Consider the following 24,341-nt stretch of genomic DNA (forward strand, 5'->3'; position numbering starts at 1 on the left):
GAAGAAAGGAAATATTATGCCAAATTTATACGATTACAGACTCTTTATCAGCCATGCATGGAAATATGGCCAAGACTACAACAGACTCATCAATCTCCTCAATAATGCCAAATATTTTTCTTATTACAATTATTCCGCGCCGGCGGAAAAACCTCTTTTCCCCGCTGGTACACCAATGACAAATTCACAAATCCGAAACTTGATATCCAATAAAATACGCCCTGCCCAAGTTACACTCGTGCTTTCCGGCATGTATGGGGCATATAGCGATTGGATGAAATATGAAGTAGATGAATCTATTCGAATGGGAAAACCCATCATTGGAATTTACCCGTGGGGCCAAACTTACGCGCCAACATACATTACTCAAAATGCAACTGTAATGGTTCGCTGGCAGACTGATTCTATAGTTAGTGCAATCCGCTCGTTAGTATAACAACTTTGTTTTAAAACCGCCCCTACTAAAGCAGGGGCAGAAATGATAACTATACAGTCACTTATACGGAGGACTATATAATCATCCCTCAACAAGAAGATTATACCACAATCCTCCGGCACCTGTACAGGTGTATTTTTATACCCATTTTCAAAAAGGAGGAATCACTATGGGACAAGTCACAACCAGAAAACGCGGAAAGACCTGGGAATATGGCTTTGAAGGAGCCAAAATTGCAGGCAAGCGCAACAGAATCACGAAAGGAGGTTTCCGAACTAAAGCTGATGCTCTGGAGGCCGGCAATAAAGCCCTGGCGCAATATAACAGTGCTGGTCAGAGTTTTTCTCCGTCACAGATAAGCGTGGCTGATTATCTTGATTACTGGATGGATAATTACTGCAAAATGAATCTGAAATATAATACACTGAATGGATACCGCAAAATTATCGATACACACCTAAAGCCACAGTTTGGGCACTACCGGCTCTGCGCGCTGACAGCTGCCCCAATCCAAGAGTATGCAAACCAGTTAAAAATCAATGGATACGCCCGTGGCTCTGTTGTCGGAATCATCAGCACTCTTTCCGGTGCATTGAATTATGCGGTGGAACCCATGCATTATCTCCAGTATAATCCATGCAATAATATCCGTTATCCTAAATTCGCACCAAAGGCTGAAACCCGTTTTATTATCTCCCCGGAAGATTTCAGCCAGATTATTGCTCGTTTTGGACCCGGAACCCCGTTCTACCTTCCGTTGATGCTCGGATACTATACCGGAATGCGCATATCAGAAGCATTTGCCCTGACATGGGATGATATAGATCTGGAAGCGTGCACTCTGACTGTCAACAAGATTACAGTAAAAAGGAACCGTGGTACAACCATGCAGAAAATAAAAAGAAAAGAAAACCGGGAAGAAAAATCAGCATGGTATTTTGGTACCCCAAAAACAAAGGGGTCCGTCCGAACTATCAAATTCGGAGAAACCCTATTCAATGCGCTAAGAAGTGCCAAGCGTAAGCAAAAAGAAAATCGTCTCAGATATGGAGAATATTATACCGACATCTTTCTCCTTCCGGAGCAGGATGAAAAAGGGGATAAAATCCTACGGCTCGTAGAGGTAGAACGTAGCATACCATGTGCTTTAACTCGCACAGATATGGTATGTGTGCGTGAAAATGGTCAGTATATATCAACAGACAGTTTTAAATATTGCGCACGCGTTATCCAGCATGAATTAAAAATTGCTTTTAACTATCACTCACTCCGACACACACATGCGACGATGCTGATCGAGAACGGGGCCGATATAAAGGACGTCCAGGAGAGACTCGGACATGACAACATCCAGACAACGATGCAGACTTATGTCCATAATACTGAAACTATGTCCAACCGCTCCGTAGACATTTTTGAACAGGCAGTCAACCAGAAGCTCGTCAACCAATGAAAATTTGGTTGACAAATGGTCGACAAAATGCCCTGTGTGGTATGCAAAAAATGTTTAAATTCCTTACTTTATGCGGGATAAACAGCAAACGGTCTCCACATGCTCCGTAAAGCAGAACATATCTGTCGGCTGTATCTTCTCCACCTTATACCCGTTTCCCGTCAGATATTTTAAATCCCGTGCCAGTGTCTCCGGATTGCATGAGATGTACACTACCTTCCCTGGCTGCAATTTTACCACAGAGGAGAGAAACGCCTCGTCGCTTCCTGCGCGCGGGGGATCCATGAATACCACGTCGACGCTTACGTTTTGTTCTGCCAGGTCTGTCATGAATTTTCCGGCGTCGGCGTTATAGAATTGCGTGTTTGTGACAGCATTTCGTTTTGCGTTTATGCGGGCGTCGCGAACCGCATCACAATTTAACTCCACACCAATAACTTCTTTTGCCTCTGCTGCTGCGATTAATCCAATCGTGCCGATTCCGCAGTAGGCGTCCAGCACACGCTCTTTTCCTGTAAGATGTGCATAGTCGATAGCAGTCCGGTAGAGGACTTCGGTCTGCACCGGGTTGACCTGATAGAAAGATTTTGCAGAGATGCGAAAAGTCTTTCCAAGCAGCGTGTCCTCGATATAGCCGGGTCCGTAGAGCACCTTTTCTTTTTCGCCAAGCACCATGCTGGTCTTCTTATCATTTACATTTAAGATGATGGTGGTGATATCGGGATGAAGCCTGCGCAGCACCGCCACAAAATTGTTTTTGGACGGAAGGATCGGACTTGCAAGCACCAGAACGACCATGATCTGCCCGCTCTGAAATCCCCGGCGCACCAGCACGTGACGCAGAAGTCCATAACCGGTATCCTCATCATAGGTCCTGATCTTGAAGGATTTCAGAAGTCCACGGATGCTGCGGATAATTTCTGCGGATTTCTGATCCTCAATCAGACACTGCTCTACCGGAATGATTTTATGGGTATTTTCCTGGTAGGTACCGGAAATGACCTCCCCGTTCCGCGTCCTGCCGAAAACAGCGTGTACCTTATTGCGGTAGTAATACGGATTTTCCATACCAATAATCGGGTTGACCTTTCCGAAGGGTTTGAGAAGCTTCTCCACCTGGCGCTGCTTGATTTTCAGTTGCTGCGCATAAGGAATGCCCTGGAACTGGCAGCCGCCGCATTTCTTCTGAACCGGGCACATCGGCATATCGCTGTGTCGTCCCTCCGACATCTCGCTCTCTGCCGCATCACTGCATCGTCCACCTGTTATCCCGGTTCCTGCCCCATCACTGCGCCGTCCGCCTGACGTCTCGGTTCTTGCCGCATTTCCGCGTTTTCCTTCAGACTCCCGTTTTTTCATATTTTTATGCAGGCTCCCGCTTCCCTGCGCACCCAGATCATTTTTCTCTCTCATTTTTTGCTGCCCGCTCTTTTTTTCGGTTTTTCCTTCTCTTTTTCCTTTTCTTTCTCTTTGTCCTTCTCTTTTGCATCTTCAAAGACGGCGCGGATCTGCTTTCCCTCGCCCTTTGTACGGATGCTCGGGATGCTGCTGATATATTCCTTCAGCCGCGAGTAGCCGTAATCACGTACTTTAAAATCCTTAAACTGCAGGTGAATTTTATTGCCGAGCGGCCCAAGAGCAATGCCGACGCTGCCGCTGTTCTGCACCTGCTCAACAATATATTTTTCCAGGCTTTCTTTGCGCCCCGGATCTTCGTAGAGAGCCACGGACATTTTGGAACCGTCACGGATGACCTTCAGCTTCGGGAAAGTTTCCAGGAATTTATAAAGCATACTATACCCATAATTACGCACATCGAAGTCTGGGTAAAGCTTCACCAGACGGCTGCCAACCTCGCCGAGTCCCGTTTCCTTGTCGTTGTTCTGATTTTCTGTAATGATCTTGATGACCGCTTCCTCCACCTGCTCGCGGCTCACCACATCCGTCTCGCCGGATTTGTGCGCTGTCTGTTCCACTGCCGAAACCACAGGTGCTTTCTCTTCCTTCTCAGCGGTGCTGTCTTCAAGCAGCAGCTCCAGCGTTGTAAAAATGTTGCACGCCTGCCGGAAGGGAATCGGCGTTTTTGCCTCGCCCATACCGATCACGTTCTGGCCGCTCTCACGCAGGCGGCTCGCCAGCCTGGTAAAATCACTGTCGCTGGACACCAGACAGAAGCCGTCCACATTGCCGGTATACAAGATGTCCATCGCGTCGATGATCATCGCTGAGTCGGTAGCATTCTTCCCCTGCGTATAGCTGTACTGCTGGATCGGACTGATAGAATTCTGCAGCAGCACCTCCTTCCAGCTCGCGTGCTGGGTACTCGTCCAGTCTCCGTAAATTCGTTTATAAGTAACGTTTCCGTATTTCGAAAGCTCATCCAGGATCGGTTTGATATATTTTGCGGACACATTATCCGCGTCGATTAACAGTGCATATTTTTCTTCACTCATTTAGTCAACTCCTTTTTTCTTGCAGATATCCTGCAGACAGCAGCGGTCACAGTACGGCTTCGTCCGCGCCGTGCATATTTCCCTGCCGTGATAAACGAGCCGATGGCAGAAATCGCTCCCTTCCTCGGGAGGAATGATCTTCCAAAGCTCCATCTCCACCTTTTTCGGTTCCTTGATGCCGTCCACCAGTCCCATGCGGTTCACCAGACGGATGCAGTGCGTATCCGTCACGATCGCCGGTTTGCCGAACACATCACCCATGATCAGATTGGCGCTCTTGCGCCCCACGCCCGGCAGTTTCAGCAGCGCATTGAAATCCTCCGGGATTTTTCCGTCGTACTCCTCCTGCAGCATCTTCATACAGGCGCTGATATCGCGTGCTTTGCTGTGTCCGAGACCGCACGGCTTTACGATGCGCTCGATATCCTCCACGTCGGCCTCCGCCAACGCCTTCACGCTCGGATATTTTTCAAACAATCCTTCCACAACCACATTCACCCTGGCGTCGGTGCACTGCGCCGCCAGGCGCACGCTCACCAGCAGCTTCCAGGCCTCGTCGTAATCCAGCGTACAGCCCGCATCCGGGTATTCCTTCTTCAGGCGCTCAATGATTTCCAGCGCCAGCTCTTTCTTTGTCATACTTCTCCTCCTGCGTACCTTATATTTACACATCTCCTGTTCACGATATCAAACCAGAAGATGCCTGACAGATTATTCCGTACTGTGAATCTGCGCGCTGCTTCTGTCCGCGCAGAACAAATGTCGCCCTCTTTCGCCTCACAGCGTCGGCATCAGTTTCCGGTTCAGAACCAGCGCCAGTACAAACGCCGCCGCATCCGCCACCGCCTGCGCGCACTGAACGCCACGGATACCGAAGAAAAACGGCAGGATCAGCACCGCGGGCAGAAAGAAGATTCCCTGTCTGGAGGCCGCGAGCACACTTGCCGGAACGGTGCGCCCGATCGTCTGAAACAACATATTGTTCAGAATGATCCAGCCCGTGAGCGGCAGCGTGATGCATTGCATACGCAGCGCCAGGGTGCCGATCTCGATAACCTCCAGATCGTCTTTGCGGAAGATCGCAACCAGATCGCCGGAAAAGACAAAGCCGAGGATAGCGAGCACGATCAGCACGCCCGTCGCCAGCTTCACACAGAACCAGAACGCTTCCTTTACGCGCTTAATGTTGCCTGCGCCGTAATTGAAGCCGCAGACCGGCTGGAAGCCCTGCCCGAAGCCGATCACTGTGGAGCCTGCAAAGAATGCGATGCGCATCACGATAGACATTGCCGCGATCGCCGCGTCGCCGTAAGGACCCGCCGCCAGATTCAGCGCAACCGTGGCAAGACTTGCAAGTCCCTGCCGGCAGAGCGAGGGCAGTCCGCCGCCGAAGATCTGCCCGATCAGTGACGGCAGATATTTCATGTTCTTCATGCGCAGCGGAACGCAGTTTGATACCTTCATTCCGACAAGCAGCAAAACAAAGGACACAAGCTGGCTGAGGATCGTCGCCCAGGCCGCGCCTGCGATTCCCATATCAAACACGAAAATAAATACCGGGTCCAGGATCACATTGAGCACCGCTCCGGTCGTGATCCCGATCATTGCATAAAACGCACTGCCCTGAAAACGCAGCAGATTGTTCATCGTCAGCGACGCCGTCATGTACGGAGCCCCGATAAGGATCACGCTCAGATACTGCTTGGTGTAGGGAAGAATTGTGTCGGTGGAGCCGAGAATGCGAGACAGCGGCTCCAGAAAAAGCTGTCCGCCGATCAAAATAAACAGACCACAGACAAGCGAAGAAAAAAAGCCGCAGGAAGCAAGATGCTCCGCCTCGTCAACCTTCTGTGCGCCGAGCTTGCGCGATACGGAGTTGCCGGAGCCGTGACCGAATAAAAAGCCGAGCGCCTGTATGATGGACATCAGCGGAAATACGACGCCAACCGCCGCCGTAGCGCTGGTGCCGAGCTTTCCAACGAAAAAAGTGTCCGCCATATTATAAAATGAAGTGATCAGCATACTGATGATCGTCGGCACCGAAAGACGCGCGATCAGTCCAGGTATCGGCGCCGTCGCCATCATGTGTTGTTTTTCTGCCTGTGTCATTATCCCAAAATCCCCTTTCCTTAAGCATAGCGAAACAAGAGCCTGCCAGGGCAGACTCTTACAAGTACACGGTTCTTTCCGTGATGGTTTTCCTGTTTACGATTCCTTATGCAGCTTATCCTCCACTTCTTTTTCCTCCTGCCGGATCTCCCAGTGAATGAGGAAGGTAAGTGCGGCGCGCAGCGCAATAATGCCGGCAACAATAGCGATCTCTTTCCACTCACGCACGACAACGGTGCGCAAAATCTCGCTGCCAAGCTTAAACTCCAGCCCCATGGCAAGCCCTTTTGCCAGATAAATTCTGGTGTCAGGTCTGCGCGTGACATATTTGTAAAGACTGACCAGACTTGTGCAGATGATCACACCGACGCCGATATATTCAAAGATCAAGATGCCGCATTCTACCAGAAACTCCAGCAGCGAATTTAAAAAAGCTATCATTTTCCGCCCATCCTTATCATATGCAGGATTCTTCCTAATGTCTAGTATACAGACTGAAAAGCGGCGTTGTCAAGCCTGCTTTTCGGCAGCATCTCCAGCTCCTCCGTAAAAATGCAGTTCGGGATGGTGTTTTCGCGCACCGCCGCCTTACATTCCTCCAGATTCATCCAGCACACGCTCTCCACCTCGGATGCCTGCAGCGTCAGATTTTCCGGCTCCACATCCCTCCAGACACAGTACACATTGCTCACCTGGTAATCGTTGAATGGTTTTCCATGAAATTTTGCCTCAAAATGAAATCTGCGCTGCCCGCAGTAAATCAGCTCTTCCGCTTCCACCAAAAGTCCCAGCTCCTCACGCAGTTCCCGGATCGCGGAGGGAACGAAATCCACGCCTGCCGGAATATGGCCGGCGCTGGAGATGTCATAGCAGCCGGGATACGAATCCTTATTCTTGCTGCGCTTCTGCAGGAGCACCTCCGTTCCGTTTTTGCCCTCACGCATCAGCCAGACATGGGAGGTACGGTGACGTATCCCTTTTCTGTGCGCCGTCTCCCGCTCGACTGTCTCTCCCGTCGGGCAGCCATTTTCATCTACGATATCCAGTAATTCCATTTCGGTTCCTCCTGCATCATTTTTCCTGCGCTGTTACAGACTATACACTACGATTGCCGCGTAAAGCGCCACCGTAACCAGCGTATGTACGGAGAGCGTGGTGGCAACATATTCTCCATCTTTTCCAACATCGGAGAAAATCGGTATGATAAACGGCGCGGGGAGCGCATAGAGTACCATCAGCGCGATCTCCAGTTCCTTATCGAAAGGAAAGATGCGGAAAATAACCAGATTGCTGACAAGCAGCAGCGCGCCCATAATGACAAGGCGCAGCACGATCGTTTTAAGAACCGGCAGGAACAGTTCCTTTTTCAGATTCAGCTCGTAGCCGACCATCAAAAGAACGACCGCACTGACCGGCGCCGTAATCATACTGACGACAGACTTCACAATACCGCCTGCCGCCGAATTCATGACAACATTTCCCACTCCCGCCGCTCCAAGCACGATCCCGAACACCATACCAAGAAAGCATTTGTTGGAAATCATATTTTTCAGCAGCTTTTCCGCCTTCACCTCGCCGCCGTCCACAGAAGTAAGCAGCCCCAGCCATACGGTATATGCAAACACCGTCTGCCCAAGATCGACTGCCGCAAAGCCCGACTGGCTGCCTGTGATCAACCCGTAGAGGGCATAGCCGAGCATCCCGCCCTCTGCACTGGCAACAAGAAACGGCAGATATTTTCCATAAGGCTTTACCAGCGGACGCAGCAGAAAGCCAAGTGCGATCGCCGCCCCAAAGCCCAGATAAACCACCAGAAAAACTACCACCACACGCAGACTGTAGCTGGCAGTAAAAAACGCATTAAACAGCACTACCGGCAGCATGATGTCCCCCAGAAGCGCCTTTAGTCCTTTCAGGCCATTCATATCAAAAATCTGTCTGCGGTTGCAGAAATAACCGATACCGATCATTAGAAGTACCGGCAGAACCATCTCAACTACCCGTAATCCCATACTCTTCTCCCTTATCACATTTTCGCGTTACCTGTATTATACCACATCAGACGGGAGGAACTCCCGTCTGATTGTTTTAGCCTTTTAATGAATTGCGTCGAGATAAAACTCGTATGCTTCCTTGTCTGTAAATCCTTCATGCACAATCTTTGCAACCGCCTGTGCCATCTCTACCGGATGCTCGCTCTGGAAAATATTTCTTCCCATATCGACGCCTCTTGCGCCCTTGGAGATTACGGTATACGCAAGATTGAGCGCCTCCGGCTCCGGAAGCTTCTTTCCCCCTGCCACAACAATCGGAACCGGACACGCTGCAACGATCTCCTCGAAGTTATCACAATTATAAGTTTTTACAAGCTGAACGCCCATCTCTGCCACAATTCTTGTCGCCAGCTTAAAGAAACGGTCGGTGCGCGCCATATCCTTTCCAACCGCAACGACGCCCAGCGTCGGAATGCTGTAGCGCATACCCGCATTGATCACTTTTGAAAGATTGTCAATGCTGGAGAGCTGTCCGTCCGCGCCGATAAAAGTCTGTACTGCCATGCAGTCTGCGTTCATACGGATCGCATCCTCAATGTCTACCGCAACCACCTCGTGCGACAGATCATCATTCAGCATAGAGGACCCGGAGGATACACGCAGTGCAATGCCCTTCGTGATCTGGGGCGGCACACAGGTGCGGATAGCTCCTCTTGTTCCCATAAATACGTCAACATACGGCGCCAGCTTCGGAAGAAGCAAATCAAGCCGCTCCAGACCGGCCGTCGAGCCCATGAAATATCCATGGTCAAACGCAAACATTACAGAATTCCCACTCTTAGGGTTGAAAATATTGGAAAGGTGCTTCTGCATTCCCCAGTCGAGATTATTTGCCCCCTTTACGTAAAAGCCCTCATTATTCGCAAACGGAATATCTACCTTATAATCTTTCGCTACCTTAAGTCCGTCTTTATCTGCCATTCGTTCTCCTCTTTTCTTAATAAGTTTTCACCTGCTTTTCCGCGGGCTGCGCATCCTCGCGGAAATCACGATTGCATTATACCTGAAAAAGGCTGCTGCAAGCAACAGCCTTTTTCGGTAAATTTCAAGTCAAACCTTAGAAGTTGTAATTATCCATGTTGCTTTCGTCGAAGATCGCACGCTCCGGAAGAAGCACAACACCATTGTTTGTGTCTGCCGTTGCAGCGCCCTCTGCGATACTGTCATTTGCCTCAACAGTTACATCGCCGATTTCCGGAATGGAAATGGTATCGCCAACTGCCACTTCGTTGCCAGCTGCAAGGTAAGCTGCTACATAGCATCCCATAGCGCCCTGGATCTTGCAGTCCCAGAGACCCCATTCATAGAGAACGCCTGCTTTGCAGTATTCCTTGATGGAATTCGGGGAAGCGAAACCGGTGATCGTAATGTCGTCTTTGGTAAGGCCTGCGTTCTGGGCTGCCTGAAGCTGTCCCGGAAGAGCCGTGGAGTCGTTGCAGATAATGAGGTCAACATCTGCATGGTCTGCAAGTACGGCAGCACCAACCGTAACAGCCTTCTCAGAATCCTGTTCACTGTAGTAGTTTTCCGGCGCTACATTTTCCCAGTTCGGATAGGTTTCCTTAATGTAAGCTTCACCGGCCACCTGCCAGGAGTTCTGGTCAGTTACAGTAGCCTGTGAGTAGTGCCAGCAGTATTTGATCGCATCCGCTGCCGGGTCTTTGCCGCGTTTTGTCAGAGCGTCAACGCCCATATCAACCAGCATCTTGCCAAGAACCTCCGGGGTTCCCTGCGATACCATCAGCGCACGGTCTTCTACATTTGCGTCAGAGTCCCATGTGCAGACGGTGATGCCTGCGTCCGCCGCTTCCTTCAGCGCATCCGATACGCCCGCCGCGTCAACGGTGGAGATACAGATCGCGTCAACACCCGTGTTGATCGCCTGATGAATAACCTCTACCTGCTCGGCAGCGCCTGCTACGGAGTTGCCCATGTACTCAACGGTAATTCCCCATTTTTCTGCGTACTCCTGGGCGCCGTCGTTTGCAGACTCGAAGAATGCATTTCCTGTCAGCTTCGGGATAAAAGCAACGGTCATTCCCTCAACAGACTCGCTTGCGAAGCATGTCATTGCTCCTCCGGCTACCATAGCTGTCGCCAGCATTCCAGCCAAAACCTTTTTCATCATAATTTCTTTTCCTCCTTTTTATAAAAGATTTTTATATATCTAGGGTCCTTCCCCTAAACATCGTATTTATGCCGCCTTCCTGTTTTTCTTCATCCTTGCAAGAAGGTTTGTGACCGACGGATGCGAACCGAGCGACCTTCCGAGCACCACCACCAGAAGCAGGATCCCCACCGGGATATCCAGGTACTGTGTGCCCACCTTGAAGCAAAGCGGAAGCCCGAATCTCAGCAGACCGATCACCATGGATGCCAGCGCCGTTCCGATAACATTCCCCTTTCCTCCGGTGCTCAACGTGCCGCCAAGCACTACCGCCGTGATGATATTCAGCGTAAAATTAGAACCGAGGTCACTCTTTGCCGTGCCAAGGTATGCCGTCAGAACAATACCCGCGACTGCCGCGCTCACAGCGGAAAGAACATAAGTACTCATAATCACCAGGCGCGTATTGATGCCGGAATATTCCGCCGCCTCCTGGTTTACGCCGACCAGGAACACTCTTCTTCCATATTTTGAGCGGTGAAGAATGATATAGGCGATCACTGTCAGCGCCAGGAAAATCAACAGCTGGCTCGGTATCAGACCGAAAAGCTTATACTTCGATACAATTTTAAAATAATCCGGAAATCCGCTGATCCCCTGGTAGCTCGCCGTCGACGCCAGATTCGATACCAGCAGCGCGATCCCTGCGTACAGAAACTGACCTCCCAGAGTGACGACCATCGCCTGCACCCCGCAGTACGCTACAAAGAACCCGGAAAGTGCGCCGCAGAGCGCCGCGATCACTACCGCAAGCAGAGCAGCCGCCCAGATATTGAACCCGAAGTCCTGCCAGGAAACGCCGATGATGATAGACGTCAGGCCTACGATCGAACCCGCCTGGATGTCGATACCGCCTGTGATCATAACAAACGTTACAAACAGGGAGATAATGCAGATCGACATAAAATCATTCATACTGTTAAACAGCAGCGCCGGCCGCAGAAACTTTGGGTTTGCACTGCCGAAGATGATAAATTCAGCCACCAGAATACACAGCAGCACCATCTCCCAGCTTTTCAGGAACTCTTTTATTCTTGTGGAAAAGGATTTTTTCATTTACATCTCCTCCTTTCCCGCTGTACGCGCCGCCAGACGCTCCCTGCGGTTCTTCTCCGCCGTCCGCTTCTGCATCAGCGCGTCCACAACAACGATGGTGATCAGCATGATGCCCGTGATAGTATCGTCGTAGGTAGAGCCAAGCTCCATAAATACCAGCAGGCGGCTGATGCTCGCCATGATAACGGCTCCGATGGAAGCTCCGATCACGCTTCCCACGCCGCCCGAAAGACTGATGCCGCCGAGCACGCACGCCGCTACCGCTTTCATTTCATAGCCGTTTCCGGAAGTGGCAGTGATGAAACCGATCCTGGAGGAAAACACAATTCCGGAAATCGCCGCGAAAATACCGCAGATCACATATGCCACGACCTTTGTCTGTACCGCCGGGATGCCAACCAGCGTCGCGCCGCCCGGATTATCCCCGACTGCAGTAAAATATCTGCCCCGCTTCGTATTCTTCAGCAGGAGATGTACGATGACCACAGCGATCGCCGTCACGGTAAAGCAGATACTGATGTTCCCGATAAACGTATTTGTGTAAAGCTGCTTGAAGGATGCCGGCAGGTTTTCCACCCACGCACCGCCCGTGTACACATACATCATGCCGCGCATCACGCCGTTGGTGCCAAGGGTGAAGATAAGGGAGGGGACTCCCATCACCGCAACGCCCCAGCCGTTAAAAAGCCCGAACAGCACGCCGATCAGAATGCCTGTAATAAAGGCAAGCGCCCAATTCTGTCCATCGCGCAGCATACACGATACAACCGTTGCCGTAAATCCAAGGTTTGCACCGACTGATACGTCGATCTCCCCGACGATAATGGCAAACGCCATACCAACAGAGATCAGAATATACACCACACTGTCGTTGAAGCACGCCACAATATTGTCTGCCGTGAGGAAGCTCGGATTCAGGATCCCAACGAGCACAAACAGCGCCACGAGAAACAGAAAGCTGCTGAGCTCCCGTATTTTCAATAACCGCTTCATGCTCCCACCCCCTCATTCTTTGTGATGCCAAAGGATGCAGCCATCAGATTATCCTGATTAATCTCTTCTCCTTTAAATTCTCCATTGATCCTGCCCTGGCATACTGTCATGACGCGATCAGAAAGCTCAACGATTTCTTCCATATCCGAGGAAATCAGGAGCACTGACACTCCCTGGTTCCGGAGCTGGTGGATGATCGCGTACACATCGCCCCTGGCTGCCGCGTCGATCCCGCGCGTCGGCTCATCGAGAATGACAAGCTTCGGCGATGTGGAGAGACTGCGCCCGATCACGACTTTCTGCTGGTTTCCGCCCGAGAGACTGCCAACCGTCTGATCCTGCCCGGTCACCTTGATGCGAAAGTCGTCGATGTACTTCTGCGTCATATTGTATTCCGCTTTACGGTTCAGAAGAAAGCTGCCCATCGGTTTTTCTCCAAGCATGGCGCTGGTCGTGTTTGCCGCCACATCGCTGAGCTTGAATAATCCATGATAGTGGCGGTCCTCCGGCACATAATTCAGTCCCGCCTCCATTACTTTTCTGGTAGAAAGCCCGGTAATATCGTTTCCGTCCAGAATCGCTTTTCCGCCGAGCACCTTATCCTTGCCGAATACCGTGGTGGCAAGCTCTGTTCTGCCCGCGCCGATCACTCCGGCAAGTCCGAGAATCTCTCCCGGATAAACCTTCAGGGAAATATCGCTGAAGCCATAGCCGCTGAAATGCTGCAGTTCAAAGACAGGCTTCTGACTGTAATCCACACCCTTTAGCTGATCCTTTAATTTGTTTTCCTTATCCTGCACATCCGGAGGAAGCAATCCCTTCACAAGCGCTTCCCGCGTAAATTCCTCCACCGGTCCGCGCACCGGGATCTTTCCGTCTCTCATGATCGCAACGTCTGTGGCGATCTCAAAAACCTCCGCCAGACGGTGCGTGATATAAATAATGCCGATGCCCTTTTCCCGCAGCTCGTTCACACTTTTGAACAGGCTTTTTACCTCGTCGAATGTGAGCGCGCTGGTCGGCTCGTCCAGAATCAGTATCTGTGCGTGTCTCAGAAGACCTCTTAATATCTCGACCATCTGCTGCTCCGCAATGGAAAGGCTGCCCGCTTTTCTGTTTAAGTCCAGATTCCAGCCGATCTCCCTGATCAGCTCCGTCAGTTCCCTGCCCAGCTCCGCCGGCTTTTTACTGAAACCGATGATGATATTTTCCTTTACCGTCATATTCGGAAAAAGCATCGGTTCCTGCGGCACCATATAAATCCCGCTTGCAAGCGCCGCACTGGTTTTGTTGGAAGTAACCTTTTCGCCTCTGACAAAAATCTCGCCGCTGTCGTGCTGGTAAATGCCCATGATGATTTTCATCAGCGTACTCTTCCCGGCGCCGTTGCCGCCGATCAGCGCAAGAACCTCTCCCTCACACAGCTCCAGGCTGATTCCCTTCAGTACCTCATTCATGCCGAAAGCCTTATGTACATTTTTTATCGTTAAAAGCGCTTTCCCGGACAAGAAGCCTCCTCCTTTCGTCAAATGTTTTCATTTAGAAATAATGTTTGAGTATACTATACACCTCTGCACCCACATTTGTCAACACGCAAATTGTCGATATTTTACAGAGCGTTTTTGGCTCTCTTTTTATTTTTTATACATTTTGAATATTGATTTTTTTAAATTGTGTATATTTTTATGCATTTTAAATATTTTTGTTCCCATGTTAAATTCTGTTGACATACACGCTTTTTCATGCTAAACTTCCATTATAAGCAGAACATTTGTTAGCTTTTCAAACTTTTGTTAATCTTTCACAGGAGGAGCAACTATGTCTGAAGAATACGATTATGAAGATATTCTGCTCGTAAAGGTTGCATGGTATTATTATATGGAAGGGCTTACCCAGCAGACCATCGGGGACTATCTGGGGATTCCCCGTCTGCGTGTAAACCGCCTGCTGGACAAGGCGCGCAGAACCGGCATTATTCATTTTTCCGTGCGCAACAGCGACAGCAGCCGTATGCAGATCGAAAAACAGCTTATCACACGCTTTCATCTGAAGGACGCATTTATCGTCCCGCCCGCCGTGGACGGCAAGGATAACAACGAAAGCGTCGCGCAGGCAGCCGCTATGTACATCAACGAGCGTCTTGATAAATCCAGCTATATTAATATGGGATACGGCGACACACCAAGCCGCGTCCTGAATCACCTTGCGAATAATTCCGAGTTTCCGGTGAATGTCGTTTCCCTCACCGGGGGCGTCAATTATTACCTGCCGAATACACAGTCCACCATCTTCAACGCAAAGCTGTATCTGATGCCGACTCCGCTGGTGATGACCGACCCGAAGATCGTGTCAGTAATGGAAAAGGAGCCGGGCGTCGAGCAGATCCGCAACATGGTATCGCTTGCGAAAATGACCGTGATCGGTATCGGAAGCATGAACAAGGGTGCTACTATTCTCACGAACGGCACGCTCTCCTACAATGATTTCCTGCTGCTCTCCATGAAGGGCGCAGTCGGGGACATGCTGTGTCATTTTATCGACAGGGACGGCAGACTGGTTCCTTCCGATATCGAGGACCGGCTCATCAGTACTTCGCTGGAAACACTGAGATCCCTGGACAACGTAATCGGCGTTGCCGCCGGGGAGAACAAGGCAGAGGCAATTCTTGCCGCGCTGCGCGGCGGATATCTGGATATTCTTATCACAGATGAAACCACAGCGGCAGGCATTTTAAAAAGCAGTGAATAATCAATAAAAAAGGAGGGTTTTTATGGCAGAACAATTTTTAATGGCGATCGACGCCGGTACCGGAAGCGTGCGTGCCGTACTCTTTCGCACAGATGGCACGCAGCTAAGCTGTGTGCAGAGAGAATGGGAACATCGGGAGGATCCCCGCTATCCGGGCAGCATGGATTTTGACTGGGTACATAACTGGGATCTTGCCTGCGACTGCATCCGCGGCGTACTTGAGGAAACCCGCATTGATCCGAAGCAGATCGCGGCCGTTTCCACCACCTGTATGCGGGAGGGCATCGTCCTCTACGACAAAGACGGAAACGAGGTCTGGGCATGCGCCAACGTTGACGCGCGCAGCAACGACGAGGTAGGAAAGCTCATCCACATGGATCCGGAGCTGGAAAAAGAGATTTATCTGCAGAGCGGTCAGACCTATGCGCTTGGCGCTCTCCCGCGTCTGCTCTGGGTAAAAGATAAAATGCCGGAGATTTATGAGAAGGTTGCCGAGATCGGTATGTTCAACGACTGGCTGATCCGCAGGCTGACCGGCGTGGAGGCTGTAGAGCCAAGCAACGGTTCTACCACCGGTATTTTTGACCTGCGAAGCAGAAGCTGGGATGCTTCGATCGCCCGCAAATGCGGACTGCGCGACGATATTTTCCCGCCGGTCATGGAATGCGGAAGCATTATCGCAAACGTAAACGCAAAGGGCGCTGCGGATACCGGGCTTGCCGAAGGCACCCCGGTGGTAGTGGGCGGTGGAGACTGCCAGCTCGGATCGATCGGCGTGGGCGCAACGGAGCCGAACCAGGCGGCTGTTTTTGGCGGCAGCTTCTGGCAGTATGAATTTAACACAGCGGACGGCGCTACCGATTCCAAGTGCCGTGTGCGTGTAAACTGCCATGCCGTACCCGGCGTCTGGCAGTATGAGGCTCTTGCTTTCAAGCCGGGGCTTGTAATGCGCTGGTTCCGCGACGGCTTCTGCCAGCTCGAAAAACAGCAGAGCGCCGCTACCGGAGAAGACACCTACGATATCATGAACCGTGAGGCAAAAAAGATTCCCGCCGGAAGTTACGGCATGATGTGCGCCTTCAGCGACGTTATGAACTTTATAAGCTGGAAGCACGCCTCTCCCACCTTCACGAATTTTGAGCTTGATCCGGAAAAATTTAACCGCTATACCTTCTATCGCGCTATTCTGGAGAATACCGCCATGCTGGTAAAGGGACACATGGAACTGGTGCACGAAGCTACCGGAAATATGCCGTCCGAAGTTATTTTTGCCGGCGGAGCCTCCAAGAGTCCGCTCTGGTCACAGATCCTCGCCGACGTGCTCGGTATGCCGGTAAAGGTTCCGGTCGTAAAAGAAGCAACTGCTCTCGGCGCCGCAATTCTCGCGGGATACGGCGTCGGCATTTATCCCAGTATCGAAGAGGGTGCAAAGCGCACAGTCCAGTGGGATCAGGTATTCGTGCCCAACATGGAAAACCATGCTGTTTACAACGAGCTTTACGTTACCTGGCGCAAAATTTACGCTGCGCAGCTTGAGCTGGTGAATGAGGGGATCACGAAACCGATGTGGACGGCGCCCGGACTGTAAATGACAGCGGCGCTTTCCCGGTATATTAAAAACACAGAAATTACCAGACTCTTATGATTATAATAACCCGAAAGGAGATTGCAGATATGTTTATCGTTGACGAAAAAGACAGAGAATACCGCTTCGGGGACAGCGGTCCCAAATACCTTATGAAAGGTCCGCGCATGAATTTTGCCATTGTGCAGTTTATGCCGGGGCAGGATTTCAAGGCACACTACCACAATATCATGGAGGAGGATTTCTATATCCTGGAGGGTGAGATCGACATCGTTGTGGACGGCGTAGTACACCATATGTACCCGGGCCAGCTTATCCACATTGAACCCGGTGAGATCCATTACTGCAAAAACAGCTACGATAAGCCAGTGAAAATGGTTTCCACGCTCGCGCCGTTCCAGGAGGTAGATAAGGTAAACGTGGAGAATTATACTTACTAAGCCAGACATGATGAAACCTTCCTGACAAATAAAAGGAGATGTATTCCCTGCAGACACATTGCTTTTACCGGTTGTCCGCAGCGGAACACATCTTCTGTTTTTCATGATACTTTCTACAGTATTTCCTCCAGCAGCGATTTCATCCCTTCATATGCCGCCTCCTCGTCCTCGCCCTCAATCTCGACCTCCATAGTCTGGCCGCATCTTGCCCCCAGCATCATGATACTCATGATTTTTCCGGCGTCGGCAGGGCGTCCGCCGATGCGCAGGGTGATCCGGCTTCTGTATTTGTCCGCACGCCGCGCGATCAGACCCGCAGGTCTTGCGTGGATGCCCAGCTGATCTTTTATTACACACTCAAATTTTTTCATATCTCCGTGTCCTTTCCCGTTTTTTTGCGCGTACCGAAGCTTCCTACGGCTGCTCTCCGTAAATATCGACCGCAAACAGCGCTTCGCCGGCATCTATCTTGCCCTCCTTTAAAAGGCGGATTTTCTGGTTCGCAGACAGCCCGGTACAGATGACCGGCGAGACGAGGGAGGAAGCATTTTTATTCAGATACTCCAGGTCAAGTTTTAAAAGCGGCTCGCCCTTTTTCACCCTCTGCCCGTTTCTCACCAGAACCTCGAAGCCTGCCCCTTCAAGCTTAACGGTGTCGATCCCTATATGAATCAGCAGGCTGATGCCAAGATCCGTCTCAAATCCGATCGCGTGCTTTGTGTCGAATACAAACCCGATCATGCCGTCCTCCGGCGCAGCCACGGTGCTTTCCGTCGGCAGGACCGCCGCCCCGTCGCCCATCATTCCGGAGGCAAAGGCTTCGTCCGGAACCATCGTAAGATCGCCCGCCATGCCGGTGATGGGACTGGAGATCAAAATGGACTGCACGATTTCCGACGACCGTTGCCCGCCATTGTCAAACTCTTTCTCCCCGCCGCTTTCTTCTGTTCCGGCTGTATAAAGCTCCTCCGGCGCAGTCTCCAGATAGGCCTCCAGCTCGGATTTGATCACGGAAACCTGCGGTCCATAGATGATCTGCACGCCTTTTCCTTTGTGAATGACGCCGGACGCCCCGGTTGATTTCAGCAGCGCATCGTTGACAAGCGTCTCATCATGAACGCTGCAGCGAAGCCTGGTAGCGCAGCAGTCCACATCGCTGATGTTGCGTTTTCCGCCAAGACCGCGCGTGATAACGGCGCTGACCGGATCGAGCGTCTCCGCACTTTCCGGCTGTTCCTTCGCAGAATCCTCCCGGCGCGCACGCACGTCCGCCTTTGTGTAAAGGCGCGTCTCGCTGTCGTCATCCTCGCGTCCCGGGGTTTTAAAGTCAAATTTGCGGATGAGGAAGCGGAAAATAAAGTAGTACAGCAGAAAATATACAATGCCGACCGGAATGATCAGCAGCCAGCTCGTTTTGGCGTTGCCCTGCAGAATACCGAACAGAAACAGATCCAGCAGACCGCCCGAGAACGTCAGCCCGACGGCAATGTTGAGCATATGAGCGATCATGTACGCCGATCCCGCCAGGATCACCTGCACGACGAACAGAGCAGGCGCCACGAAAAGGAAAGAAAATTCCAGCGGCTCTGTAATACCCGTCAGCATACAGGTGAGCGACGCCGACAGAAGCAGTCCCTTCGCCGCCTTTTTCTTTTCCGGCTTCGCGCAGTGGTACATCGCGAGCGCCGCGCCCGGAAGCCCGAATATCATAAAGATAAATTCACCTGAAAAATATCTGGTCGCGTCCGCGCTGAAGTGTGAAACATTCGCGGAATTGGCAAGCTGGGCAAAGAAAATATTCTGTCCGCCCTGCACGAGCTGACCTCCCACCTCCATCGTGCCGCCGAGCGCCGTCTGCCAGAACGGCATGTAAAAAACATGATGAAGTCCGAATGGGATCAGCGCGCGCTTGATCAGCCCGAAAATAAGCGTCCCGATGTAGCCGCTGCCCGTCACCAGTCCTCCGAGCGCATGGATGCCGTTCTGCACCGGCGGCCAGACAAAGTACAAAAGGATGCCGACAAGCATATAGACCAGCGTAGAAATAATCGGCACAAACCGGGTGCCGCCGAAAAACGACAGAGCATTCGGCAGCACGATCTTATAAAACCGGTTATGCAGCGCCGCCACGCCCCAGCCTACAATAATGCCGCCGAACACGCCGGTCTGCAGTGTCAGGATGCCGCAGGCGGACGCAATGGTTCCCTCCAGCACATCCGCCGCGATCTGACCGTTCTCCAGAATGTCCCCGTTCAGCACCAGCATCGCATTGATCGCCGTATTCATGACGAGATAAGCAATCGCGGCGGAGAGCGCGGCAACCTCCTTTTCCCGCTTTGCCATGCCGATTGCCACGCCGACTGCAAAAATAAGCGGAAGGTTATCGAACACCGCGCTGCCTACCTTATTCATGATCACCAGCAGTGCGTGCAGCACGGTTCCTTCACCCAGGAGCCATTGCAGCCGGTAGGTGGCGATGGTCGTCTCGTTCGTAAAGGAACTGCCGACGCCAAGAAGCAGCCCTGCCACCGGCAGAATCGCGATCGGCAGCATAAAGCTGCGCCCGACGCGCTGTAAAACACCAAACACTTTATCCTTCATTCCATTCTTCTCCTTCAGGTATTTACCGTTATTTTGTCTGAAAAATGGAATTTTATGCAAAGCACGCCGGATTTCACCTTAGCGGCCTTTCTTTTTCCTCCATATCCCAACGCCAGCCAGCGCCGCCGCGATCGCAAGCAGCGAAAACAGAATGATCGCAATGACATTTATCGCCGTCTGGTTGCCGCCCCACACGCGAAAATCAAATGTGAGCCACAGATTCCACGAATTATCGGACGGTCCATATTGAAAAAACATGATCGCATCCATAGCTGCCGGGAACAGCCAGATCCAGAGGGCGGCAAGCAGCGCGCAGGCGGATGCCCTGAACCAGCCGCTCACCGGAAGATATCGGATCAGCAGCATTTCGCCCCAGGGGAGCACTGCGATCAGCATCGTCATCGGCAGCATTTCCCGGATAAAATCTCTTCCGCCGCTTCCGTCAGCTCCAAAATCGACCGCGACAAGAAGCAAGACCAGAACCATCGTCTGCAGCATAAAATACAGCAGCGTTTTGTGCGATCTCAACGCTTCCGGCAGAGGAAGCTGGCGCAGCAGCACCGGCAGAATGAAAAATCCGGTCCCAAAGAGCGTGCCAAGCGCCGCTGTAAAGAACCAGTCGCCGTCGTTTTTCAGGCATCCGGTAAGAAGCAGTAAGATCAGCAGCGTCATCACCGCGATCAGATAAAACGACGTTTTCCGGTGCGTGAGCCACTCCGGCAGCGGCAGCGTGGGAAGCAGAAACGGCAGCAGAACCAGAGCAGCTCCAAACAGCACACTGACGCCTGCCATCAGGAACCAGTCACCGCCGGTCTGCAGACAGCACACCAGCAGCAAAAGCTCCAGGGAAACCAGAAAGCTTCCAAGAGAAACTGCCGCCTTACACTGCGCAAGCACAGGATGCAGCGCGGCAAGCGCCGGAACCAGCGTCAGCGACGCGCTCATCATCACCGCCGTAAGCACGATAAAGAACCAGTCTAACGTATGCGACGACGCAAGATTTCCGATCGCACACCCCAGCAAAACTGCTCCATAGATAAGGTACTGCGCCAGCCGGTAATTGCGCGTCAGCCGCAGATATTTTTCCGCAAGCTTCTCCGAGGAGCGCTTTTCCGTATCCTCGCTCCCGGTGAGCAGCTCATGCTCGGAAATCTCCAGCACGTCGCAGATGCTGCGAATCAATGTGATATCCGGGTAACTCATTCCCCGCTCCCACTTGCTCACCGCCGATTCTGTCACGTACAGCTTCCCCGCGAATTCCTTCTGCGTCATGCCAAGCTCTTTTCGCCGGCGCAAAATAAAAGCTCCAAATGTTTTCTTATTTTCCATATTAAAATCCTCCCTGACCATGTTACTGTATCATCCTGCAAGACTGCTTTCAGCATAATGACGCCCGGAAAAAATGTCAATAAAAAGCGACCATTTTCCGGCTCGACTGTCAGGAAAGTCGCGTAAAATACGGTATCAGGCGTTCTTTCGTCTGCATACACAGCGGCTGATCTATTACTTTGAATTTTAAAGTTTTTTAAAAAATACTTGACCCAATCAAGTAATTATATTACACTTGATTTAGTCAAGTAATTTATTCAACGGAGGGACTATGAAGGTTAAATTAGCGTATTACATCTCAGAGCTGCGACGGGATTTCGTGAAAGAATGCAGCCGGAAGCTGCAGGAGGACGACCTGACGCCAGGTCTTCTCTACCCGGTGCTTTACATCGGCAGGCATCCCGGCTGTTCTCCCAAAGAACTGACCGAGGCTCTGCATATGGACTGGGGGCTGACGCAGCGTACTCTGGACCGGCTGGTCGCCAGTCATCTGATCAGCAGGGAGAAAAATCCCCTGGACCGCCGCCGTTTTAGTCTAAATCTGACTAAAGAAGGGTCTCAGGTATTTCAGAAGAGCCACGATATCATTGTTTCATGGAACGAAGAAAAGCTTGCGCTGCTGACGCCCCAGGAGCAGACCTGCCTGGAGAGCGCCCTGAAAAAGATGCTTGGAAACGGCACAGTTTAGGCTTTCTTAAACTGTTGCTCTCAGAAAGGATAAGTGATATTTATGTATGAAACGCTGTGCAGTCCCATAACGCTTGGAAATGTAACTCTGAAAAACCGCCTTATCTTTGCACCCACCACGATGGGACTTTCTGATGAGGACTATTTTAAAAAGATAGAGGGCATCGCGGCTGGCGGCTGCAGTATGATTATCATCGGGGATGTCCCGGTTCTGCCCGCCCGCTTCGGACACAGCCTTTACAGTAAAAAAGGTTTTGCGTATTATCAGAAGTTAGCGGAAACTGTGCACCGGCACGATTGTCTGATCTGCGCGCAGCTTCATCAGACGGATACCAATCTGAAGGGAATGATAAAATACATTCCGGGTGTTCTGACAAAGAAAATTTCACAGCAGGAACTGCGCCCACTGCTGAACGCGCAGGTCGCCCCTTACATCAGCAGCCTTCCCGTCAAAAGGGTGAAAAAAATCACCGCCGCATTCGGGACGGCGGCGGTACTGGCGAAAAAAGCGGGTTTTGATATGGTGCAGGTGCACGGGGACCGCATGTGCGGAAGCTTCAGCTCCGCCATGTTCAATCACCGCACGGACTGCTACGGGGGAAGCGCCGAAAACCGCGTCCGCTTTGCCGTAGAAGCCGTCTCTGCAATCCGCTCGCAGCTTGCAGACTACCCCATTGATTTTAAGCTCGCCGTCCGCCAGGAAAACCCGCACTACGGAAACGCCGGGGTACTGGATACGGAGCTGCCGCTGTTTGTGCCGATGCTGGAGGCGGCAGGCGTCACCAGCTTTCACGTAACACTGTCAAATCACTCCAGTCTGAATGATACCATTCCCGGCGCAAAGCATCCTTATTTTTCTGAGGAAGGCTGTTTCTTAAAATTCTGCGACCAGGTGCGCAAATACACGAAGCTTCCCATCTGCGGCGTCGGCGGCCTGGTTCATCCCGATTTCATAGAACAGCAGCTTGCCGACGGCAGGATACAGTGCGCCGCCATGAGCCGCCAGCTCATCGCCGACCCACAGTGGATGAATAAGGTATCCGCCGGGGAGACCGGAAAAATCCGCCGGTGCGTGCGCTGCAATAAGCGTTGCCTCGGCGGAATGATGGCACACCAGGGTGTGCATTGTATCTACGATAAAAAGATTGCGGAAAAACAGTAAGCGCGAAGCAATCCGCAGACCTTCATGTATGGTGATATCTGTGTCAGCCGGTACGCGGAAATGCTGAAGTGCAAAGCCATCGCCTTTCAGATACGAACGCCTGCGTTCGCCGCGAAAACCGCAGCCACCGCCGCATCGTATTCCCGGAGGTGCTTCGCCTTAAAGAGCTTCTTTTCTGTTTTTTCCTCCAGCACAAAGGAATGGCGCAAGTATGTCCAAAGCTCCTTCATCTTAAATAAAACCTGCACGTCACCGGACATTTCCTGCTGATAGGCGGCGTACAACTCATCGTGGAAGCGGCGCAGCCGCCGGATGTCCGCCTTTTCTTCCCCACGTATCTCTCCGATCAGCCCCGGATTTCGCAGAATCCCTCTTCCCATCATCACACCGGTTATCTGCGGGAAACGTTTTTCAACTTCCCGGCATTCCTCTTTTGTATTCACATCCCCGTTGTAGCACACCGGAAGCGCTGTCTGTGCCAGCGCCTCCGCAAACATCTCATAATGCGGCGTAAAGCTGTAAAACTCCTTCTGCGTGCGCGGATGGATGATCAGCTCCGAAAGCGGATATTTGTTGTAAATCTCCAGAAGCCAGCGAAATTCCACCGGATCCTCCCTGCCAAGACGTGTCTTCACGGAAATTTTCATGTCCAGCGCGTCAAAAATGTGCGCAAGAAAATCGTCCACGCCCTCCGGATCGGCGAGAAAGCCTGCTCCCCGCTTCTTCGAAACCACCGTTTTCGACGGACAGCCCAGGTTGATATTCACCTCTTTGTAGCCGTACTCCTGCAGATGCTTCGCCGTCCACACAAAATCCTCCCACTTATTCGTGAGGATCTGCGGCACGGCGTACATTCCCTCGTTGTGCTCCGGCAGAATATCGTTCAGCTCCCGCGAGGAAAAAATCTTCTTCGAATTCGGCTTCGGCTCGATGAACGGAATAAAATATTTGTCCGCGCCCGGGAAAAATCTGTGGTGGACATTGCGGAAAATGTAGCCGGTGATGCCCTCAAGCGGGGCGACATAGTATTGCATAGTTCCCTCCATGTTCGCAGAACAAAGACTATAT

At 51.6% G+C, this 24,341-nt stretch carries 23 protein-coding genes; 7 read left to right on the forward strand and 16 right to left on the reverse strand.

Annotated elements, in window-relative coordinates:
- The first annotated feature begins 16 nt into the window (after positions 1-16).
- Positions 17-436 carry a TIR domain-containing protein gene (locus ACLU9Q_RS11925; RefSeq protein ID WP_296928338.1) on the forward strand — a complete coding sequence of 140 codons (420 nt, stop codon included), beginning with the start codon at positions 17-19 and terminating at the stop codon, positions 434-436.
- Positions 437-605: 169 nt separating this feature from the next.
- Complete coding sequence (locus tag ACLU9Q_RS11930) at positions 606-1,889, forward strand: tyrosine-type recombinase/integrase (protein ID WP_296836304.1); 1,284 nt, start codon at positions 606-608, stop codon at positions 1,887-1,889.
- A 63-nt stretch (positions 1,890-1,952) separates the two neighbouring features.
- Here ACLU9Q_RS11930 and rlmD read toward each other — a convergent pair whose 3' ends face one another.
- The 12 genes from rlmD to ACLU9Q_RS11990 all read right to left on the reverse strand — a co-directional run bounded on the left by rlmD (position 1,953) and on the right by ACLU9Q_RS11990 (position 14,229).
- Positions 1,953-3,119, reverse strand: coding sequence for a 23S rRNA (uracil(1939)-C(5))-methyltransferase RlmD (gene rlmD, locus ACLU9Q_RS11935; protein WP_412625340.1), 1,167 nt, complete (start codon positions 3,117-3,119; stop codon positions 1,953-1,955).
- Between the two features lie 179 nt (positions 3,120-3,298).
- Entirely contained in the window at positions 3,299-4,342 is a 1,044-nt protein-coding gene (locus ACLU9Q_RS11940; protein WP_296836302.1) for an NYN domain-containing protein, read from the reverse strand.
- Positions 4,343-4,981, reverse strand: coding sequence for an endonuclease III domain-containing protein (locus ACLU9Q_RS11945; RefSeq protein WP_296836298.1), 639 nt, complete (start codon positions 4,979-4,981; stop codon positions 4,343-4,345).
- 138 nt (positions 4,982-5,119) lie between these two features.
- Positions 5,120-6,451, reverse strand: coding sequence for an MATE family efflux transporter (locus ACLU9Q_RS11950; protein WP_412625287.1), 1,332 nt, complete (start codon positions 6,449-6,451; stop codon positions 5,120-5,122).
- A gap of 96 nt (positions 6,452-6,547) precedes the next feature.
- Complete coding sequence (locus ACLU9Q_RS11955) at positions 6,548-6,892, reverse strand: DUF1622 domain-containing protein (protein ID WP_412625289.1); 345 nt, start codon at positions 6,890-6,892, stop codon at positions 6,548-6,550.
- A gap of 41 nt (positions 6,893-6,933) precedes the next feature.
- The gene (locus tag ACLU9Q_RS11960; RefSeq protein ID WP_412625291.1) at positions 6,934-7,506 is read right to left on the reverse strand and encodes an NUDIX hydrolase; all 573 of its coding nucleotides are present in this window, start codon (positions 7,504-7,506) and stop codon (positions 6,934-6,936) included.
- A gap of 33 nt (positions 7,507-7,539) precedes the next feature.
- Positions 7,540-8,463 (reverse strand): AEC family transporter, encoded by a 924-nt coding sequence (locus ACLU9Q_RS11965; protein ID WP_296836286.1) that lies wholly within the window; start codon positions 8,461-8,463, stop codon positions 7,540-7,542.
- Between the two features lie 84 nt (positions 8,464-8,547).
- Positions 8,548-9,426 carry a 3-hydroxy-5-phosphonooxypentane-2,4-dione thiolase gene (gene lsrF / locus ACLU9Q_RS11970; protein ID WP_296836283.1) on the reverse strand — a complete coding sequence of 293 codons (879 nt, stop codon included), beginning with the start codon at positions 9,424-9,426 and terminating at the stop codon, positions 8,548-8,550.
- A 136-nt stretch (positions 9,427-9,562) separates the two neighbouring features.
- Positions 9,563-10,633, reverse strand: coding sequence for a substrate-binding domain-containing protein (locus ACLU9Q_RS11975; protein WP_308594140.1), 1,071 nt, complete (start codon positions 10,631-10,633; stop codon positions 9,563-9,565).
- A gap of 66 nt (positions 10,634-10,699) precedes the next feature.
- Positions 10,700-11,728, reverse strand: a complete 1,029-nt coding sequence (locus tag ACLU9Q_RS11980; protein WP_296836280.1) for an ABC transporter permease — start codon at positions 11,726-11,728, stop codon at positions 10,700-10,702.
- A complete protein-coding gene (locus ACLU9Q_RS11985) occupies positions 11,729-12,721 on the reverse strand; it encodes an ABC transporter permease (protein WP_296836277.1) in 993 nt (330 codons plus the stop codon).
- Complete coding sequence (locus ACLU9Q_RS11990) at positions 12,718-14,229, reverse strand: sugar ABC transporter ATP-binding protein (RefSeq protein ID WP_330490532.1); 1,512 nt, start codon at positions 14,227-14,229, stop codon at positions 12,718-12,720. Before ACLU9Q_RS11990 ends, ACLU9Q_RS11985 begins: the two co-directional genes overlap by 4 nt.
- A 310-nt stretch (positions 14,230-14,539) precedes the next feature.
- On the opposite strand from ACLU9Q_RS11990, the gene ACLU9Q_RS11995 reads away from it, so the two are divergent.
- The 3 genes from ACLU9Q_RS11995 to ACLU9Q_RS12005 all read left to right on the forward strand — a co-directional run bounded on the left by ACLU9Q_RS11995 (position 14,540) and on the right by ACLU9Q_RS12005 (position 17,494).
- Positions 14,540-15,469 carry a sugar-binding transcriptional regulator gene (locus ACLU9Q_RS11995; RefSeq protein WP_296836274.1) on the forward strand — a complete coding sequence of 310 codons (930 nt, stop codon included), beginning with the start codon at positions 14,540-14,542 and terminating at the stop codon, positions 15,467-15,469.
- A gap of 22 nt (positions 15,470-15,491) precedes the next feature.
- On the forward strand, positions 15,492-17,057 hold the full coding sequence (gene lsrK / locus ACLU9Q_RS12000) for an autoinducer-2 kinase (protein ID WP_296928340.1): 1,566 nt from the start codon (positions 15,492-15,494) through the stop codon (positions 17,055-17,057).
- 86 nt (positions 17,058-17,143) lie between these two features.
- Entirely contained in the window at positions 17,144-17,494 is a 351-nt protein-coding gene (locus tag ACLU9Q_RS12005) for a cupin domain-containing protein (protein WP_296832681.1), read from the forward strand.
- Between the two features lie 113 nt (positions 17,495-17,607).
- On the opposite strand, the gene ACLU9Q_RS12010 is transcribed toward ACLU9Q_RS12005, so the two are convergent.
- The 3 genes from ACLU9Q_RS12010 to ACLU9Q_RS12020 all read right to left on the reverse strand — a co-directional run bounded on the left by ACLU9Q_RS12010 (position 17,608) and on the right by ACLU9Q_RS12020 (position 21,424).
- Complete coding sequence (locus ACLU9Q_RS12010) at positions 17,608-17,865, reverse strand: HPr family phosphocarrier protein (protein ID WP_296832683.1); 258 nt, start codon at positions 17,863-17,865, stop codon at positions 17,608-17,610.
- A gap of 43 nt (positions 17,866-17,908) precedes the next feature.
- Positions 17,909-20,095 carry a PTS transporter subunit IIABC gene (locus ACLU9Q_RS12015; RefSeq protein ID WP_296832687.1) on the reverse strand — a complete coding sequence of 729 codons (2,187 nt, stop codon included), beginning with the start codon at positions 20,093-20,095 and terminating at the stop codon, positions 17,909-17,911.
- A 78-nt stretch (positions 20,096-20,173) separates the two neighbouring features.
- Positions 20,174-21,424, reverse strand: a complete 1,251-nt coding sequence (locus ACLU9Q_RS12020) for a helix-turn-helix domain-containing protein (protein WP_296832690.1) — start codon at positions 21,422-21,424, stop codon at positions 20,174-20,176.
- A gap of 271 nt (positions 21,425-21,695) precedes the next feature.
- On the opposite strand from ACLU9Q_RS12020, the gene bilQ reads away from it, so the two are divergent.
- The gene (gene bilQ / locus ACLU9Q_RS12025; protein ID WP_296832693.1) at positions 21,696-22,112 is read left to right on the forward strand and encodes a bilirubin utilization transcriptional regulator BilQ; all 417 of its coding nucleotides are present in this window, start codon (positions 21,696-21,698) and stop codon (positions 22,110-22,112) included.
- 42 nt (positions 22,113-22,154) lie between these two features.
- Complete coding sequence (gene bilR / locus ACLU9Q_RS12030; protein WP_296832695.1) at positions 22,155-23,273, forward strand: bilirubin reductase; 1,119 nt, start codon at positions 22,155-22,157, stop codon at positions 23,271-23,273.
- 86 nt (positions 23,274-23,359) lie between these two features.
- Here bilR and ACLU9Q_RS12035 read toward each other — a convergent pair whose 3' ends face one another.
- Positions 23,360-24,307 (reverse strand): tRNA dihydrouridine synthase, encoded by a 948-nt coding sequence (locus ACLU9Q_RS12035; RefSeq protein ID WP_296832698.1) that lies wholly within the window; start codon positions 24,305-24,307, stop codon positions 23,360-23,362.
- Positions 24,308-24,341 lie beyond the last annotated feature (34 nt).

Origin of the sequence: Marvinbryantia sp. (assembly GCF_047017445.1) — a bacterium.
Taxonomy (GTDB): domain Bacteria; phylum Bacillota; class Clostridia; order Lachnospirales; family Lachnospiraceae; genus Marvinbryantia.